Origin of the sequence: Tenacibaculum sp. 190524A05c (assembly GCF_964036595.1) — a bacterium.
Lineage (GTDB): Bacteria > Bacteroidota > Bacteroidia > Flavobacteriales > Flavobacteriaceae > Polaribacter > Polaribacter platacis.
This window is the reverse complement of record NZ_OZ038523.1, coordinates 2806180-2824100: the sequence shown is the minus strand read 5'-3', so window position 1 is coordinate 2824100 and position 17921 is coordinate 2806180. Positions and strand designations below refer to the sequence as shown.

Sequence of the window (17921 nt, the reverse complement as noted above, 5' to 3'; positions counted from 1 at the left end):
AATGAAAACAATTATATACTTATTTTCCTTAATATTATTAAGTTCTTGTCCAAAAGATAAAGCTCCAGAATCAATTGCAAAAACGTCATCAAAAACAGGAAACGCTATTGATAATATAGCAAAGAAGAAACCTTATATTAAAATTACATTCGAAGGTGGGCCGTTTCAAGGAACTCATATCTTTACACCTGCAAAAGGCGATTATTTAAGTCAGATAAATGTTGGCTATCATGATGGAGTAAGCACTTTAAACTCTTCAAAAATCGTTTCTGAAAATGGCATTCAAATCCATACTATTTCCAGAGGTTTCATGGGTGATGCATCCGTAGGAAATCAAACTACCAAAAAATATACTGAAGGTTGTGGACATTTAAATTTTATCGACTTAAAAAACAATCAAGCCTATAAAAGAATTGATGGGAACTTTACTGGTTGTTCAACTACTCAAATTACACAAGTAACTCCTTGGAAAAAAGGAACTGTGAAGTTTAGAAGAAAAGTAGCTGGTAAATTTTCTGATAACATCTCTTTTGAAATTACAAATGACGATGGTTCTCAAGAAATTATTCAAACTAAAGTTAGGGTTGAATTCTTAGCAAATCAGTCTAAATTATAAAATCATTGATTATGAGAACGATTACACTATTTAGTTTCCTTCTAATTATTATTTTTTCTGGTAATGCACAGTCATTTGAGTTATTTGACTTTAATACATCAGGAGATTTTCAACCAAAATATTTTACTGAATTTAATGGAATTTTAATCTTTCAAGCAAAAGATGCGGATGGAGTTGAGTTATGGAAAACAGACGGAACACAAACAGGAACGTCCAAAATAAAAGATCTAAATCCGAATGGAAGTTCTAACCCAAGAAACTTTATTCCGTTTAATGGAGTATTATATTTTACTGCAACTGGTGGGCTTTGGAAAACTGATGGAACCGAAATTGGTACAGAAATAGTTGCTCAAGTTACACCAGAAGGAAAGCTAACAGTAAGTAATAACTTGTTGTTTTTTGTTGCAGGAAATAATACAAATGGTAAAGAACTTTGGAAATCTGATGGAACTGAAGCTGGAACAGAAATGGTAAAAGATATTAACCCAGGAACTTCAAACTCGTTGCAATTTAATTCTCAAATAATCGCTTACAACAACGAAGTTATTTTTGCAGCAAATAATGGTATAAACGGTAAGGAACTTTGGAAATCTGACGGCACTGAAGCAGGAACAGAAATGATTAAAGACATTAATCAGTTCGGGATGGATGGTTCTAATCCAATGCATTTTATAGAATATAAAGGTAAAATATACTTTGCAGCTTCAGATATTCAGAATGGTAATGAATTATGGAAAACAGACGGTACTTCATCAGGTACAGAATTAGTAGAAGATAATAGTACAGATGATCTATCAAGTAACCCTGCAAAGTTTGTTGTGTATAGCGAAAGTTTATTTTTTCAAGCTGAATCAGATGATAATAAAGGAATAGAGATGCATAGATATAATTTAACTACTAATGCCGTCCAAAGAGTAGTTGATATTTATGATGGTAGTGGAAGTGGTGGATTTTCTCCTGCAATAGAATATAATAATGGATTATACTTTACTGCAAGTAAACCAGAAACTGGAATAGAATTATATGTTAGAAGAAATGGTTCTACTATTTTATCTGAAGATGTTACTCCAGGATCAATTAGTGGTGCCCCAACAGCCTTTTGTAATTGCGGCGACAAAATGTATTTCCGCGCTTATGATGGAAATGAAAATGCATTGTTCGAATTTGACACTACAGGTAATGCTACTAAAATAAAACCCAATTCAGCTACAAATGAACCTTTTTTTATTAGTACTCCTACTGAACTATTTTGCTTTAAAAATGAACTTTATTTAGCTGGGAACTATACCAGTTCTGGTTATGATTTATGGAAATATACTGTTAATTCTACCCTTTCTATTAAAGACGATAAGTATAATTCCAAATCTATTATCTATTACCCTAACCCCGCCTCAGATAAAATAACTATAACCTCGAATAACAGTACAAACATAAATCAAATAGCATTTTATACAATTACAGGTAAACTTGTCTTGAAAGAAGATGTCAATCATAATGAAATTACTACATCCATTAAAAACTTAAATGCAGGAATTTATATTGTTAACATAAAAACTGAATCCTCTTCTTTTACTAAAAGGTTAATAGTAGAGTAATTATAGTATTATCTGTTTCTACTGTTCCTCCCAACTCTTAAGAGTTGGGTTTTTTTATTCTAAATGTTAACCTTTTAAAACATCAAACATTAATACTTAAGAACCGAAAATTAAACCAGATGAAAAATTTTAATTTATACATTGTTGGTCTACTATTATTTCTTTTCTCCTGCAGTAAAAATGATGAAATAATAACCGATCAAAATGGTACAAATCAAGAAATCACTGATGATTTACAACTATCTATTGAATTCTTAGATGGGCCTCATACAGGAAAGCATATTTTTAAAGAAATCAAAGATGATATTCAAAGTAATATTGATGGAGATTTAAACACTGATTATACAAGTTTTGAGTTTAAAAACATAGAAAATGAGACTAATTTAATTTTAAATAATTTCAGAAGATCAATTGAAGGAGAACTGATAATTGGCAAATTAAACTCAAAACAATTCACTAATGGGTGCGGAAGCTTATTCTTTAGAGATACCGATAATAAATTTAGCTATAAAGAAATTAGAGCTGACTTTAATGGTTGTACCCCAACAGAAATACTAGAGTTATCTTCTTGGGAAAAAGAAGTTGTCTACAATAAAAGAAAGGTAAAAGCTCAATTTGAAGAAACTATAAAAATGAAAATCATTAACGATGATAATAGTTCTTTTGAAATCAATACAACAATTAAAGTGAGTTTTATCGCTGAACAAAAAAAATTAATTCTATAACATGAGAAAATTAATTCTATATACCATACTTTTTAGTGTTGGTTTACTATTCAACTCTTGCAATAATGACAACGAATCACCACAAGATAATACTGCTTTACGTGAATTAGTCACTCGAAACCTTACAGAAAACATTATTAATGTAAAACTTCCAGAGCCACTTATATCTAACACAAATGAAAATGCAAAAGAAGTGAAAGCAGAGTTTGATTTTTTCGTGGATCTTGTTGGGCAATTACTAACGTATTTAAAAGTTCCTGAAAATGCTATTTCTTCAAAAATTACCGAGAATGAAGAGAGTTACAATTGGTTTGGTTTCTTTATTAATAGTTCTGTGGTTGTAAAATATAATATCACTAGAGGAATAGATAAATTTAATTTTGTTTACAATGTTACTGCTGGTGACACAACCTTAGATGCAATAAAAGGATACACATCTTCAAATGAACAAAATGGTGTGTTTTTTGTAGATACGGGATCTCCCGTTTCTTTATCATGGAAAATTACAGATTCAAGTAATTTAATACTTGAGTTAATGACTCCAGAGAAAACTACATTTACTATTAACAAAAATAATAGGTCAGGAAAAATTACTTATGATACTGGTGTAATTTACGAATGGTTAGAAAATGGAAGTGGTCAAAAAACCGATGAAAATAATACGGTTTTTAAATGGTGATAAACCTAATTTGTTTTTGATTATGGTCATCCTTTTTTTGGGATGACTATATTCAAACAACTAAATAACGTTCCCTGAAATCTTTTTATGTAATCGAATTGCATAACCATCAGAAAGACTTGCTACATAACTACATGTTTGTAAAATTCTATCATATAAATCATCTTTAACAAGCTGATATTCTTCTGGTAAAAGATTTAAAACTAACCTATCAAAATTCGATTGATTTCCAGTGAACTTATTATTCAAAGCAGTAACAAAAACATCTAACAAATCAGCAATAATCTTGTATCCCGCAACTTCTTTTTCAATAACATCATTACTTCGATAAATCTTCTCAATACTTATCTTAATAATGTCATTCATTTGCGCTTCATACTTACACTTATCTAGTAATGCTTTATTAAAAGTTCCCTTTAAAATTTCATCTTCATGAGCTAAAAATAAATCTACTGCTTCGTTAATTAATACTCCAATAGCAAGTGCTCTTAAATAACTAACTCTATCTTTCTTATGTTTTAGTGAATGGTATTTTTTGATATCAATAGTATCTTTCACCAACTTAATCATATACTCTAAAGCATACTCTTCATCAATTAAACCAAGATTAATTCCATCTTCAAAATCAATAATGGTATAGCAAATATCATCTGCTGCTTCCACTAAATACGCCAAAGGATGACGATAATATGCAATTCCATCTGATTGCTTTTTTGACATTCCTAGCTCTTCTACAACATCTAAAAATGTTTCTTTTTCAGATTGAAAGAAGCCGTATTTCTTATCAGAGATATGTGATGTTGGTTTCTTTGGCAAACTCTCTTTAGGATACTTTATAAACGCTCCAAGCGTAGCATAAGATAAACGCAAACCACCTGGTGTTCCTTCCTTACTTTCAGTAACAATTTTCAATCCGTTTGCATTACCTTCAAAATCAACCAAATCTTGATATTGCTTTTCAGTTAATTCTGATTTGTACTGTAAGCCTTTCCCTGTTTTAAAATATTCTCCAATTGCCTTTTCTCCAGAATGACCGAACGGTGGATTTCCGATGTCGTGCATTAAACATGCCGCAGCTACAATTGCTCCAAAATCATTAAAAGTATATCCTAATGATTTTAATTCTGGATGACGATCCAGTAATTCTTTTCCAACTCTTCTTCCTAAAGTCCTTCCCACAACAGACACTTCTAAACTATGCGTTAAACGTGTGTGAACAAAATCTGTTTTAGATAATGGAATTACTTGAGTTTTGTCTTGAAGACTTCTAAATGCCGATGAAAATATAATTCGATCAAAATCCACTTCAAATCCCAAACGGGTTTCATCTTGTGTTGCTCTAGTTCTCTTATGTGTATCTCCAAATCTTTTTAAAGAAAGTAGTTGTTCCCAGTTCATTCTATATAGTTTCTGATGTAAGTAATCTAAAAATCAATATCTAGCAAAGTTATTTAAACTTTTTATTCTATTCTTATAAATTGACATTATAAATATCTCTTGAATAATTGAAAATCAAAGCATTTTAACTGTTTGATTTTTAGCCTAAAAATGCTAGCTTTGTTACTGCGAAATTGAAAAAACCAAAAAATTGTTATTAAATTTGTCTAAACAGATTATCAATCCTATGGGGACAGCGAGTTCAGTTGCTAATGAATTTATTAAACTTTCTAACGAAACAGGTATAGAAGTTACTAATATGAAATTAGGAAAGTTAATGTACATTGCTCAAGGTCTTTCTTTAGCTTTATTGGAACGTCCTGTTTTTAGTGATGATAAAATAGAAGCTTGGAAATACGGACCCGTTATTCCTAGTATTTATCATGAGTTCAAGCATTTTAAATCGGATCCTATTACAACTAAATCAGTAATTTTAGATAGTAATTGGACACATTCTTCCGAACCAGAATTAACTACAGAAGATGATAAAAAAATCGTTAAGTTAACTTGGAATTTATACAAAAACACATCTGCTGAAGATTTAGTTATTTCTACACATAGACCAGGTACACCATGGAGTTTAACCTATGCTCTAGGCGAGAATAACATTATCGATAATCGATTGATTAAGAGATACTATGATAAGTTTATAACCAGTTTAAAGAACTCTTTAGAAAGTGAATAATTCAGACTTAGATGATTTACTAAAAAAAGCAGATAACTCTAGAGTAAATGCAAACGATATTGATTTAAATATTAATCTTACTCAACAAGAAATTTCTGATAGAATTCAAGATAGAGAAGAACGTAAAAAATATGCTTCTAAAACCTTTGTGTTTCTAAGTAGTTTTACATCTGCAATTCTGATTATAATTACAATCGCAGGGTTTTCTAAAAACACTGGTTTTGTATTAGACAATACAGTTTTAATATCATTAATTACTTCTTCTTTAGCAAGTATAGTAGGTATTTTTATTTTAGTAATGCGATACTTATTTAGATAATCATAACAACATAAAATAAAAAAGAGAAGTCAAATGACTTCTCTTTTTTTCCCTTTTAATTTAACTCTAATTAAGAACCACACATTAAACAATCATCTGGTCCTGCATTTTTAGAAGCATCAACCATTGCCTTGAATTCCTCTGGGCTCATTGGCTTGTCTTCTTCTTGTTTTTTATCTTTAGATAACGTGAACTGAATTGCGTTTACTGCAGATTTAGTTCGTAAATAATACATTCCTGTTTTTAAACCACTCTGCCATGCATAGAAGTGCATAGAAGTTAATTTTCCGAAATCAGGATCTTTCATAAATAAGTTTAACGACTGAGATTGATCGATGAAGTATCCTCTATGACGAGCCATATCGATAATATCTTTCATACTCATTTCCCAAACTGTCTTATATAAATCTTTTAAGTCTTGTGGAATGATATCAATATGCTGGATAGATCCATTTGCACGCATGATATCTTCTTTCATATCGTTATTCCATAATCCTAGCTCCACTAAGTCTTCTAATAAGTGTTTATTTACAACAATAAACTCACCAGATAATACTCTACGTGTATAAATATTAGAAGTATATGGTTCGAAAGCTTCGTTATTTCCTAAAATTTGAGATGTAGAAGCTGTTGGCATTGGAGCAACTAATAATGAGTTTCTAACTCCGTGCTTTTTAACTTCTTTACGTAACGCTTTCCAATCCCAACGTCCACTTAATTCATCATCATTAATTCCCCACATATTGTGTTGGAATTCTCCTTGAGACATTGGTGATCCTTCGTAAGTTGAATACGCTCCTTTTGCTTTTGCAACTTCCATAGAAGAAGTTACAGATGCAAAGTATAGTGTTTCAAAAATCTCTTGGTTTAACTTCTTAGCCTCTTCACTTGTAAACGGTAAACGTAACATGATAAATGCATCTGCTAATCCTTGAATACCTAATCCAACTGGACGATGACGCATGTTAGAGTTTTCAGCTTCAACAACTGGATAGTAGTTTCTATCAATAACCGTATCTAAGTTTCTGATTACCTTTTTAGTTACATCAAATAACTTTTGGTGATCAAAGAATTTGTTTCCGTTTTCATCTTCTGCAACAAACATTGGAATAGCAATAGAAGCTAAGTTACATACAGCAACCTCATCTTCTGCTGTATATTCCATAATCTCCGTACATAAATTTGAAGAACGAATTGTTCCTAAATTCTTTTGGTTAGACTTACGGTTTGCAGCATCTTTATATAACATGTACGGTGTACCTGTTTCAATTTGAGATTCTAATATTTTCTCCCATAAATCACGAGCTTTGATTGTTTTTCTTCCTTTACCAGCTTGTTCGTAGCTTGTATATAAACGCTCAAATTCTTCTCCGTATGTATCATATAAATGAGGACACTCGTGAGGACACATTAACGTCCAATTTCCATCTTCTTGAACACGCTTCATAAATAAATCAGAAATCCACATTGCATAGAATAAATCACGTGCACGCATTTCTTCCTTACCATGGTTTTTCTTTAAATCTAAGAAATCAAAGATATCTGCATGCCAAGGCTCTAAATACATAGCGAAAGATCCTTTACGCTTTCCTCCTCCTTGATCTACATAACGAGCAGTATCATTAAATACACGTAACATAGGAACAATACCATTTGATGTTCCATTTGTTCCTGCAATATAACTTCCTGTAGCACGGATATTATGAATAGATAATCCTATTCCTCCTGCAGACTGAGAAATTTTTGCTGTTTGCTTTAATGTATTGTAAATACCATCAATACTATCATCTTGCATTTGTAATAAGAAACAAGATGACATTTGAGGTTTTGGTGTACCAGAATTGAATAATGTTGGTGTAGCATGAGTAAAGTATTTCTTACTCATTAACTCGTATGTAGCAATCGCTTCGTCAATATCTTCTTTGTGAATACCTATAGAAACACGCATTAACATTTGCTGAGGTCTTTCAGCAATTTGTCCATTTAACTTTAATAAATAAGAACGCTCTAAAGTTTTAAAACCAAAATAATCATAATTAAAATCTCTACTATAAATAATAGTTGAGTCTAACTTATCAGCATTCTTCATGATGATTTCATATACATCATCTGCAAGTAATGGAGCCTTTTTTCCTGTACGTGGATTTACATATTCATATAAGTCGGTCATAGTTTCAGTGAACGACTTTTTGGTGTTTTTATGTAAGTTGGAGACGGCTATTCTTGCTGCTAATTTTGCATAATCAGGATGTGCAGTTGTCATTGTTGCTGCTACCTCAGCGGCTAAGTTATCTAATTCAGAAGTCGTAACTCCATCATATAAACCTTCAATAACTCGCATTGCAACTTTCACTGGATCAACAATTTTGTTTAATCCGTAACACATCTTTTTTACTCTCTCTGTGATCTTGTCGAACATCACAGGTTCTTTTCTCCCGTCTCTTTTTACTACATACATATGAATTTTGGTTTTATATAGGTTAGCCCTAAGGGAAAAAATTCCCTCAAGATTTTAATTATTTTATTTGTTGATATTTTATATATAGTAGAGCTTAAAAATCAGCATCAAAACTGATTGAGCCCGTTCCCCCTGATTTAACTCCTGCCTTTTGATATTCAGAAACTCTCTTTTCGAAGAAGTTTGTTTTTCCTTCTAAAGAAATCATTTCCATAAAGTCAAAAGGATTTGTTGCATTGTATTCTTTCTCACAACCGAATTCTAACAATAATCTGTCTGTTACAAATTCTAAATACTGAGTCATTAATTTTGAATTCATACCAATTAAACTAACCGGTAAAGATTCAGTAATAAACTCTCTTTCGATATCTAAAGCAGAAATAATAATATGTTTAATTCTATCTTTAGAAACTTTATTTACTAGATGATTATTGTGTAAGTGCACGGCAAAATCACAGTGCATTCCCTCGTCTCTTGAAATTAATTCGTTTGAAAATGTTAATCCTGGTAATAACCCTCTTTTCTTTAACCAGAATATTGAACAGAACGATCCTGAGAAGAAAATTCCTTCTACAGCAGCAAAAGCAATTAATCTTTCTGCAAAAGAATCAGATTCTATCCATTTTAATGCCCACTCTGCCTTCTTTTTAATTGCTGGGAAAACTTCAATAGCTTTAAAAAGTCTATTTTTTTCCTCATCGTTTTTAATATACGTATCAATTAATAAAGAATATGTTTCAGAATGAATATTTTCCATCATGATTTGAAATCCGTAAAAGAATTTCGCCTCACTATACTGTACCTCATTTACAAAGTTCTCAGCTAAGTTTTCATTAACAATACCATCAGATGCAGCAAAAAATGCAAGAATGTGTTTAATGAAATAACGCTCATCATCAGAAAGCTTATTATTCCAATCGTCTAAATCTTGGTGTAAGTCTATTTCTTCGGCAGTCCAAAAACATGCTTGTTGTTTTTTATACCATTCCCACAAATCGTCATGTTGGATTGGAAAAATAACAAATCTGTCCTTGTTTTCTTGTAAAATAGGTTCTATAGTAGCCATCTGATAATTTAAATTTCGTGTTTTTTTTTCTCTTTTGGGGGGAAGTACAAAGATTGGAAATTTTATGACTAAAATAAAGCCATACTTTTCCACAAACTCCTTGAAGTTTTTAACAAAATGATAAAATTCTTCTAATTTTAACACTTTTACAGACTAGCGTTATTTTCTTGTTTTTCAAATAATTAGAAGCATCAATTTTCGCTAAGTAGTTAATTTTGCTAGGATTCTAGTTTGAAGAAAAAGTTATAAAAAAGTTGCAAGTAAAAAAGTTTGTAAAAAAGAAAAACGACGTCTGAGAAACGTCGTTTTTGATTCCATAATTCGAATAATCCCCAATATTACGATTTATGATTGTGTAAATGTTGAATACATAAAAGTACGCAGCAAATATATAGACATCTTCAAACCTCTCAATTGCATTTTGTATAAATGGTTGGGTTTTTTGTGTGATTGGTAAACTATTGTTTTATAGTTTGTATATCTATTTATATTATTTGCTACTTATTATCATTAGTTTAACATTATTTAGATACTTTTAAAACATCCGAAATGATCTTTTCTATTTGGTTTTTTGGAAGTGCTCCATGCGCCATTTGTGGGTCTTCTCCTACTGGAACAAACAACATAGAAGGAATACTGCGAATACCAAATACAGCAGAAAGTTCTTGCTCTGCTTCAGTATCAACTTTATAAATTTTTACTTTTCCTTCATACTCATCACTTAACTGTTCTAATACAGGAGCTAACATTTTACATGGTCCACACCAATCTGCGTAAAAATCTATTAAAACTGGAACGTCTCCTTGAAAGTCCCATTCTTTTTTATTCTCATAGTCAAATATTTTCTCTACGAATTCACTCCTAGTTAATAATTCTGTCATTGTTTTATAAATATGTTTTCAAATTGTTAGACGATATAATTTTATAACATTACAAATCTATTCTTTTATGTTAAAAACCTCTTAAATTGTAACAATTCTATCATTTTTTAATCTAATTTTGAAAAGATTAACCTAATATATTATGAAACAATTAGTCTTAACTGCACTTGCAGCAGTGCTTCTAACTGCCTGTAAGACTGAATCTCCTAAAAAAAATATTGACTTGAACTATCCTGAAACAACAAAACAACCTGTTGTAGACACTTATTTTGAAACTGAAGTTACCGATAACTATAGATGGTTAGAAGATGATAGAAGTAAGGAAACTGAAAACTGGGTAAAAGCAGAAAATGAAGTTACTTTCGATTATCTTGATAAAATACCATACAGAGCTCAACTTAAAGAACGTTTATCTGAACTTTGGAATTATGAAAAAGTAGGTGTTCCATTTGAAGAAGGTGATTACACTTATTTTTATAAAAACAATGGTTTACAAAATCATTATGTTTTATATAGAAAAGACAAAGATCAAAAAGAAGAAGTTTTCTTAGACCCAAATACGTTTGCTAAAGATGGAACAACTTCTATGAGTAGTGTTAGTTTTTCTAAAGATGGAAAAACCGTTGCCTATGCAATTTCTGAAGGTGGAAGTGACTGGAGGAAAATAATCATCATGGATGTTGAATCTAAGAAGATTAAAGAAGATACTTTAGTCGATGTAAAATTCTCTGGAATTTCTTGGAAAGGTAACGAAGGATTTTATTATTCAAGTTATGACAAACCTAAAGGAAGTGAACTTTCTGCAAAAACAGATCAACACAAGTTGTACTACCATAAGTTAGGAACGTCTCAGAAATCAGATGAAATCATATTTGGAGCAACTCCTGAAGAAAAACACAGATATGTTGGTGGATACTTAACTGATGATGATAAATACTTAGTTGTTTCTGCTTCAACATCTACCTCTGGAAACAAACTTTTTATTAAGGATTTATCTAAACCAAATAGTAAATTCACTACTGTCATCAACAACTTTGATAGTGATACTTATGTAGCAGCTAATAAAGATTCTAAACTTTATTTAGTTACAAATCTTAATGCTCCTAATCAAAAAGTAGTTACAGTTGACGCATCAAATCCGATTCCAGAAAATTGGAAAGATTTTATTCCTGAAACAGAGAATGTACTAAGCGCTTCTACTGGTAGCGGCTATTTCTTTGCTAAGTATATGGTAGATGCAGTTTCAAAAGTATTACAATATGATTATGATGGTAAACTAATAAGAGAAATCGAATTACCAGGAGTTGGTTCTGCTGGAGGTTTTGGTGGTAAGAAAGATGCTAAAGAACTATACTTCTCTTTTACAAATTATAATACACCTGGTTCATCATACAAATTCAATCCAAACGATGGAAAATATGAGTTATACTGGAAACCTAGTATCTCTTTTAACTCAGACAACTTTGAAAGTAAGCAAGTATTTTATACTTCAAAAGACGGAACAAAAGTTCCTATGATTATTACCTACAAAAAAGGGTTAGAATTAAATGGTAAAAACCCAACAATTTTATACGGGTACGGAGGATTCAATATCAGCTTAACACCAAGCTTTAGTATTGCCAATGCAGTTTGGATGGAACAAGGTGGAGTGTATGCTGTACCGAACTTACGTGGTGGTGGTGAATATGGAAAAAAATGGCATGATGCTGGAACAAAAATGAAAAAGCAAAATGTATTTGATGACTTTATTGCGGCTGCTGAGTTTTTAATTGAAAACAAATACACTTCATCTGATTACTTAGCAATCCGAGGAGGGTCTAATGGAGGATTATTAGTTGGTGCAACTATGACGCAACGTCCAGATTTAATGAAAGTGGCTTTGCCAGCAGTTGGAGTATTAGATATGTTACGTTACCATACATTTACAGCTGGTGCAGGTTGGGCTTATGACTATGGTACAGCTCAAGACAGCAAAGAAATGTTTGAATATCTTAAAGCATACTCTCCAGTTCATAATGTAAAAGAAGGAGTAGAATATCCTGCTACAATGGTTACTACAGGAGATCATGATGATAGAGTAGTTCCTGCTCATAGTTTTAAGTTTGCTGCTGAATTACAAGACAAACAAAAAGGAGATAATCCTGTTTTAATTAGAATAGAGACAAATGCTGGTCATGGTGCGGGTACTCCTGTTGCTAAAACCATTGAACAATATGCCGATATTTTCGGATTTACATTACACAATATGGGATTTGAAGATTTACCAAACCCTAAAATAGAAAAAATTAAGCCTTAAATTAATTCATAATGATTACACTTAAAAAAGCTTTACTTTTTACTGCTGTAGCCTCTTTAGGTATTACGGCATGTAAAACTGAAAAAGCCGAAACCGCGGAAAAAATTCCAGGTATTATACTTGAGAATATGGACACGTCTGTGAAACCATCAGACGACTTTTTTAGATACGTAAATGGTTCTTGGTTAGATAAAACTGAAATTCCAGCCGATAGAACTCGATGGGGTGGTTTTGGAGAATTACGTAAACAAACAGATGCTGATGTTTTAACAATTTTAAACGAAGCTATTGAACAAGGTAATTTCCCAAAAATTAAGGATACTCAAGGAAATGAAATTGATAGCGATCAGCAAAAAGCTGTAAATTATTACGAAAGTATTATGGATACTGTTGCTCGTAATAGTCAAGGATTAGATCCATTAAAGCCTTATTTAGCTAAAATTGATGAAATCAAAACTAAAAAAGACGTAGAAGATTATATTACCAATATGGCTCCATATGGTGGTGGTGCATTCTATGGTTTTGGTGTATTCAATGATTTAAAAGACAGTAAAATTAATGCTGGTTATTTAGGGTCTGGTGGACTTGGATTATCTAGAGATTATTATGTTGATGAAGATGAGGATACAAAAGGGAAACTAAAAAAATACGAAGGTTTTGTAGCTAAAATGTTCCAAAAATTAGGAGATGATGAGGCTACTGCTACAAAAAATGCAGCAACTGTTGTTGCTTTTGAAAGCAGCTTAGCAAAACCAATGATGACAAAAGAAGACAGACGTGATACAAGAAAGATGTACAACCCAATGTCTGTTGAGGAATTACAAACTTTAGCTCCAGCTATTGATTGGGATGCGCACTTAAAAGGAATTGGAGTTGCTAATATTGATAAGGTAATCGTTACAGATCCTAATTATTTTAAAGCTTTCAATACTATTTTCACAGAACGTTCTGTTGAAGATATGAAAACACTTTTACGTTGGAATGCAATCAATGGAGCAGCAGGATTATTATCTACAGATTTAGAAACTGCTAACTGGGAGTTTTATAGTAGAGACTTAAGAGGAGCTAAAGCTCAAAGACCACGTAACGAAAGAGCATTAGCTTCGGTTAATGGTTCTATTGGTGAAGCTTTAGGTAAATTATATGTTGACAAAAAATTCCCACCAGAAGCTAAGCAAAAGGCTAAGGAAATGATTGACAATGTAATGTTAGGTTTTGAAAAGCGTATCAAAGGATTGTCTTGGATGAGTGACTCTACAAAGCAAAAAGCTTTAGAAAAACTTCACCGTTTAACTGTGAAAATTGCATATCCTGATAAATGGAAAGATTACTCAGCTTTACAAGTAAAAGGCGTAAAACAAGGAGGAAGCTATTTTGAAAATGCAATTAATGTTTCTAAATGGAACTACGATAAAGATATGGCTAAATTAGGTAAACCAGTTGATAGAACTGAATGGGGAATGTCTCCTCAAACGGTAAATGCTTACTTCAACCCAGTAAATAATGAGATTGTTTTCCCAGCTGCTATTTTACAACCACCTTTCTACAATTACCAAGCTGATGAAGCTGTAAATTATGGTGGAATTGGTGCTGTAATTGGACATGAAATTTCTCACTGTTTTGATGATTCTGGAGCTCGTTTTGATGCCGACGGAAATTTAAACAACTGGTGGACTGATGAAGATTTAGAAAAGTTTACTGCAGAAGGTAAAGCTTTAATCGGACAATATGATGCGTTAGTTGCTATTGATGATGTTCACGTAAACGGTACATTCACATTAGGAGAAAACATTGGTGATTTAGGTGGTGTTAATGCTGCATATGAAGGATTACAAATCTTCTTAGATAAAAATGGTCGTCCAGGTGAAATTGATGGGTTTACTCCAGAACAACGTTTCTTCCTTTCATGGGGAACAATTTGGAGAACTAAAGCACGTCCAGAAGCGATTAAAAATCAGATTAAAACAGATCCTCACTCTCCTGGAAACTTTAGAGCATATGTACCTTTAAAGAATGTTGATGCTTTCTACAAAGCTTTCGATATTAAAGAAGGTGATAAAATGTATTTAAAACCAGAAGATAGAGTTAAAATCTGGTAATATATTATTCAAAATATTTTTCACAAATAACCGATGCGAAAGTATCGGTTATTTTTTTGGAACAATTTTTAGTGTAAATCGTCTTACTAAAATATGAGACAATTCTTACGCATTTTAATTCTTTTAGCTATTCAATTTAGTTTTGCACAAACTAATTCAAATAAGGTTTCATTAACCGCTACTTCTGAAGTTAAAAATCAAAACAACATTACTGTAGTTCTTTCCAACTCTTCAAAAAATAAGGTAAGCTATTATAATGGAAAACCAAACTTTCAAATTTATTATATGGGTAAATGGATCTCATATAATATTTCGAAACAACAGATTGTAAAATGTGCGAATACCTTATTACATAAAAACCAAAGACAAGAAAATAATATTGTCCTAGCACCAAAAGAAAAAATCACTTATAATTTCAAGGTTTCAAATGGGAATTTTAAAGTAAAATCTAGATTCTCATTTTACTCAATCACACATCAAAAACGAATATATTCCAATGAATTTATTTGCTCAATAGATAAAGCTCTTCTTTCAAGAGATTAACTTATTTTGTTTGCATATTTTTGCTGTTATGCTACAAGTAAATAACATTTCTTTCTCATACGATAAAGAAAAACCTACACTTAACAATATAACTCTTTCTTTAAAACCAGGGGAGCATTTGAGTGTTATGGGAGAAAGTGGTTGTGGAAAATCTACTTTACTTAAGGTAATTTATGGTTTATTAGATGTAAATGAAGGAACATTGTTTTGGAATGATCATCAAATTTTAGGTCCAGAATACCATTTAGTTCCTGGGATGGAATTCTTTAAATACGTTCCTCAAAACTTCGATTTAATGCCTTTCACAACAGTAGCAGAAAATATCTCAAAGTTTTTATCTCGTTTCTTTCCAGAAGAAGCCAAACAAAGAACTCAAGAACTTCTTGAGGTTATTGAAATGGAAGAATTTGCCAATGTAAAAGTAAAAACGTTGAGCGGTGGACAACAACAGCGAGTTGCCATTGCAAGAGCATTAGCCAAAGAACCAGAGCTACTTTTATTAGACGAACCTTTTAGTCAAATTGATAACTTCAAGAAAAACTCACTACGCAGAAAACTTTTTCAATATTTAAAGGAAAAGAATATCGCTTGTATTGTTGCTACTCATGATGGTAGCGATGCACTTTCTTTTTCAGATCAATTAATTGTAATTAAAAACCATGCAGTTTTAGCTCAAGGAAAGCCAAGTGAATTATATCAATTCCCTAAACATAAATATGTAGCTGCCTTATTTGATGATGTAAATGAAATTGAAATTGATGGAGAGCTTAAGTTGTTATATCCTCATCAAATCTTAATAACAGACAAATCTGAACATAAAGCGATTGTTAAAAACAATTACTTTAAAGGTAGTTATTCGTTAATTGAAGTAACATTAGAAGGAAAACCAATATTCTTATCTAACTCAATGGCAATTGAAATAAATTCGGAGATTCATTTAGAATTTAATCTATCTGAGTAATTTTTATCTGTTGTCCGTTAAATTGAATTACATCATTTACTTGTTTTCCTAACAATAACTTCCCAATTGGAGAAGAACTTGAAATCACAAAATACGTCTCATCATTTACTGAAACAAGACCAATACTAATAGTTAAGTAATACCTCGCTTTATCTGTTTGAACCAAACTTCCCAGTCTTACAACCTTTGAAGATTCAGTGGTTTTAACTCGATGTAAAACTTCTTTCATTTGTTGAACTACCCCTATTTGTTGACTTGCTTTTTCCATTTCCAATTGCAACATAGCTCTTCCTGTTTCATGTTTATCACCTGCTGAACTTTTAGTTTCAGAAAGTAATGCCTTTTTGTTTGAAGCCATGATTTCACGAATGGTTTGCTCGCGTTTTTCAACATACAGTTGACACTCTTTGAAAAGTTGCTCTTTTACACTCATATCAAATCAGCTAATTCTTTCCCTACTAAACTTCCAATAGCAACGCCCATTCCACCCAATCTCACTCCACAAAACACATTTTCTGAAATTGGCTTTACAATACTTTTCTTCTGAGTTCCAACCCCCATAATGCCAGTCCATCTGTGATCAATTTCAGCATCTATATTTGGTAAAATTGTGGTTTGTAATAATTCGTCTAATTTATTCTGAACTAATTCTGTTAACGCAAATTCTGTTGTTTCCTCAGCTTTAAAATCTAAATTTCTTCCTCCACCAAGTAAAATTCTATCATCTATATTCCTAAAATAATAGTACCCTTTTTCTAAATGAAAAGTTCCTTTTATATGAAGATTTTTAATAGGTTTAGTTATTAAAACTTGAGCTCTAGCTGGTTTCACTTCTTGATCAATCAACTGCTTCGCAAAACCATTAGTAGCAATCATTAACTTATTCGTAGTAAAGGTTATATCTGAAGTTTGAACGGATACATGATTCCCATGGTCTTCAAAATTATCCACAGAAGTATTATTTAATATCTTAATCCCACTTTCCTGACATTTCTTGAGTAAGTGGAACATCATCTTACCAGTATCAATTTGGCCTTCAAAATGGTTGACAATATAATTCTCCTCTACATTTTTGAACTTAAATACATTAGTACTTTCTGAAAACACATCAGACTTAAATATAGGATGTAGTAATTTGTTTATTTCTTCTTTTCTAGATAAACACTCATTATACAAGTCTTTACTATCAAATAATTCAAATCCCTTGTTTTGCTGAAAATCTAAGTTTTCATCACCTAAGTTTGACCTAAGAAACTGTAATCCTTCCCATCTTCTTCTTACCAGATTTACAACCTCTTCTTCAGAATGAGAATTTAAATCATCAATCAATTCAGATAAACTACCAAAACAAGCAAAACCTGCATTTTTTGTGCTAGCACCTTGAGGTAGCATTCCTTTTTCTAAAACTAATATCTTGGCATTTGGTTGCTTCTTTTTTAAAGATAATGCACAATTTAAACCTACAATTCCGCTTCCAACAATAGTAAAATCCACTTGTTGAAACCATTGTTTAATTTCCCAATAACTTAATTGATTCATAAATTAAAACTATAAAAAAGGT

Annotated in this window: 16 protein-coding genes; 10 read left to right on the top strand and 6 right to left on the bottom strand. The window is 31.6% G+C overall.

What is annotated here, in order from left to right:
• Position 1 precedes the first annotated feature (1 nt).
• From ABNT61_RS12310 to ABNT61_RS12295, 4 genes are all read left to right on the top strand, one after another.
• Positions 2-616 (top strand): hypothetical protein, encoded by a 615-nt coding sequence (locus tag ABNT61_RS12310; protein ID WP_348743441.1) that lies wholly within the window; start codon positions 2-4, stop codon positions 614-616.
• Positions 617-627: 11 nt separating this feature from the next.
• Positions 628-2211 carry an ELWxxDGT repeat protein gene (locus ABNT61_RS12305; protein WP_348743440.1) on the top strand — a complete coding sequence of 528 codons (1584 nt, stop codon included), beginning with the start codon at positions 628-630 and terminating at the stop codon, positions 2209-2211.
• Positions 2212-2330: 119 nt separating this feature from the next.
• Positions 2331-2936, top strand: a complete 606-nt coding sequence (locus ABNT61_RS12300; protein WP_348743439.1) for a hypothetical protein — start codon at positions 2331-2333, stop codon at positions 2934-2936.
• A gap of 1 nt (position 2937) precedes the next feature.
• Positions 2938-3615: a hypothetical protein gene (locus tag ABNT61_RS12295; RefSeq protein ID WP_348743438.1), complete on the top strand. Its 678-nt coding sequence runs from the start codon at positions 2938-2940 to the stop codon at positions 3613-3615.
• Between the two features lie 60 nt (positions 3616-3675).
• On the opposite strand, the gene ABNT61_RS12290 is transcribed toward ABNT61_RS12295, so the two are convergent.
• Positions 3676-5013 (bottom strand): deoxyguanosinetriphosphate triphosphohydrolase, encoded by a 1338-nt coding sequence (locus tag ABNT61_RS12290; RefSeq protein ID WP_348743437.1) that lies wholly within the window; start codon positions 5011-5013, stop codon positions 3676-3678.
• A gap of 202 nt (positions 5014-5215) precedes the next feature.
• On the opposite strand from ABNT61_RS12290, the gene ABNT61_RS12285 reads away from it, so the two are divergent.
• Positions 5216-5737 (top strand): Panacea domain-containing protein, encoded by a 522-nt coding sequence (locus tag ABNT61_RS12285; RefSeq protein WP_348710689.1) that lies wholly within the window; start codon positions 5216-5218, stop codon positions 5735-5737.
• Positions 5730-6056: a hypothetical protein gene (locus ABNT61_RS12280; RefSeq protein ID WP_348710691.1), complete on the top strand. Its 327-nt coding sequence runs from the start codon at positions 5730-5732 to the stop codon at positions 6054-6056. Before ABNT61_RS12285 ends, ABNT61_RS12280 begins: the two co-directional genes overlap by 8 nt.
• Positions 6057-6126: 70 nt before the next feature.
• On the opposite strand, the gene ABNT61_RS12275 is transcribed toward ABNT61_RS12280, so the two are convergent.
• From ABNT61_RS12275 to trxA, 3 genes are all read right to left on the bottom strand, one after another.
• Positions 6127-8514: a ribonucleoside-diphosphate reductase subunit alpha gene (locus ABNT61_RS12275; protein ID WP_348710693.1), complete on the bottom strand. Its 2388-nt coding sequence runs from the start codon at positions 8512-8514 to the stop codon at positions 6127-6129.
• Positions 8515-8608: 94 nt separating this feature from the next.
• Positions 8609-9580, bottom strand: a complete 972-nt coding sequence (locus tag ABNT61_RS12270; protein ID WP_348710695.1) for a ribonucleotide-diphosphate reductase subunit beta — start codon at positions 9578-9580, stop codon at positions 8609-8611.
• Between the two features lie 521 nt (positions 9581-10101).
• Positions 10102-10461, bottom strand: a complete 360-nt coding sequence (gene trxA / locus ABNT61_RS12265) for a thioredoxin (protein ID WP_348743436.1) — start codon at positions 10459-10461, stop codon at positions 10102-10104.
• Between the two features lie 142 nt (positions 10462-10603).
• Here trxA and ABNT61_RS12260 point away from each other — a divergent pair, with 142 nt between their 5' ends.
• From ABNT61_RS12260 to ABNT61_RS12245, 4 genes are all read left to right on the top strand, one after another.
• Complete coding sequence (locus ABNT61_RS12260) at positions 10604-12757, top strand: prolyl oligopeptidase family serine peptidase (protein WP_348743435.1); 2154 nt, start codon at positions 10604-10606, stop codon at positions 12755-12757.
• Positions 12758-12768: 11 nt separating this feature from the next.
• Positions 12769-14856 carry a M13 family metallopeptidase gene (locus ABNT61_RS12255; protein ID WP_348743434.1) on the top strand — a complete coding sequence of 696 codons (2088 nt, stop codon included), beginning with the start codon at positions 12769-12771 and terminating at the stop codon, positions 14854-14856.
• 93 nt (positions 14857-14949) lie between these two features.
• Positions 14950-15399: a hypothetical protein gene (locus ABNT61_RS12250; RefSeq protein ID WP_348743433.1), complete on the top strand. Its 450-nt coding sequence runs from the start codon at positions 14950-14952 to the stop codon at positions 15397-15399.
• A 28-nt stretch (positions 15400-15427) separates the two neighbouring features.
• Positions 15428-16360 carry an ABC transporter ATP-binding protein gene (locus tag ABNT61_RS12245; RefSeq protein ID WP_348743432.1) on the top strand — a complete coding sequence of 311 codons (933 nt, stop codon included), beginning with the start codon at positions 15428-15430 and terminating at the stop codon, positions 16358-16360.
• Here ABNT61_RS12245 and ABNT61_RS12240 read toward each other — a convergent pair.
• Complete coding sequence (locus ABNT61_RS12240; RefSeq protein WP_348743431.1) at positions 16344-16793, bottom strand: 3-oxoacyl-ACP synthase; 450 nt, start codon at positions 16791-16793, stop codon at positions 16344-16346. The genes ABNT61_RS12245 and ABNT61_RS12240 overlap by 17 nt on opposite strands.
• A complete protein-coding gene (locus ABNT61_RS12235; RefSeq protein ID WP_348743430.1) occupies positions 16790-17899 on the bottom strand; it encodes an FAD-dependent oxidoreductase in 1110 nt (369 codons plus the stop codon). Before ABNT61_RS12235 ends, ABNT61_RS12240 begins: the two co-directional genes overlap by 4 nt.
• Between the last annotated feature and the right edge of the window lie 22 nt (positions 17900-17921).

Excerpts from the sequence above, each read along its gene's own strand:
- ABNT61_RS12310 (WP_348743441.1), top strand. The coding sequence starts at position 2 with ATGAAAACAATTATATACTTATTTTCCTTAATATTATTAAGTTCTTGT.
- ABNT61_RS12305 (WP_348743440.1), top strand. The coding sequence starts at position 628 with ATGAGAACGATTACACTATTTAGTTTCCTTCTAATTATTATTTTTTCT.
- ABNT61_RS12300 (WP_348743439.1), top strand. The coding sequence starts at position 2,331 with ATGAAAAATTTTAATTTATACATTGTTGGTCTACTATTATTTCTTTTC.
- ABNT61_RS12295 (WP_348743438.1), top strand. The coding sequence starts at position 2,938 with ATGAGAAAATTAATTCTATATACCATACTTTTTAGTGTTGGTTTACTA.
- ABNT61_RS12290 (WP_348743437.1), bottom strand. The coding sequence starts at position 5,013 with ATGAACTGGGAACAACTACTTTCTTTAAAAAGATTTGGAGATACACAT.
- ABNT61_RS12275 (WP_348710693.1), bottom strand. The coding sequence starts at position 8,514 with ATGTATGTAGTAAAAAGAGACGGGAGAAAAGAACCTGTGATGTTCGAC.
- ABNT61_RS12270 (WP_348710695.1), bottom strand. The coding sequence starts at position 9,580 with ATGGCTACTATAGAACCTATTTTACAAGAAAACAAGGACAGATTTGTT.
- trxA (WP_348743436.1), bottom strand. The coding sequence starts at position 10,461 with ATGACAGAATTATTAACTAGGAGTGAATTCGTAGAGAAAATATTTGAC.
- ABNT61_RS12260 (WP_348743435.1), top strand. The coding sequence starts at position 10,604 with ATGAAACAATTAGTCTTAACTGCACTTGCAGCAGTGCTTCTAACTGCC.
- ABNT61_RS12255 (WP_348743434.1), top strand. The coding sequence starts at position 12,769 with ATGATTACACTTAAAAAAGCTTTACTTTTTACTGCTGTAGCCTCTTTA.
- ABNT61_RS12250 (WP_348743433.1), top strand. The coding sequence starts at position 14,950 with ATGAGACAATTCTTACGCATTTTAATTCTTTTAGCTATTCAATTTAGT.
- ABNT61_RS12245 (WP_348743432.1), top strand. The coding sequence starts at position 15,428 with ATGCTACAAGTAAATAACATTTCTTTCTCATACGATAAAGAAAAACCT.
- ABNT61_RS12240 (WP_348743431.1), bottom strand. The coding sequence starts at position 16,793 with ATGAGTGTAAAAGAGCAACTTTTCAAAGAGTGTCAACTGTATGTTGAA.
- ABNT61_RS12235 (WP_348743430.1), bottom strand. The coding sequence starts at position 17,899 with ATGAATCAATTAAGTTATTGGGAAATTAAACAATGGTTTCAACAAGTG.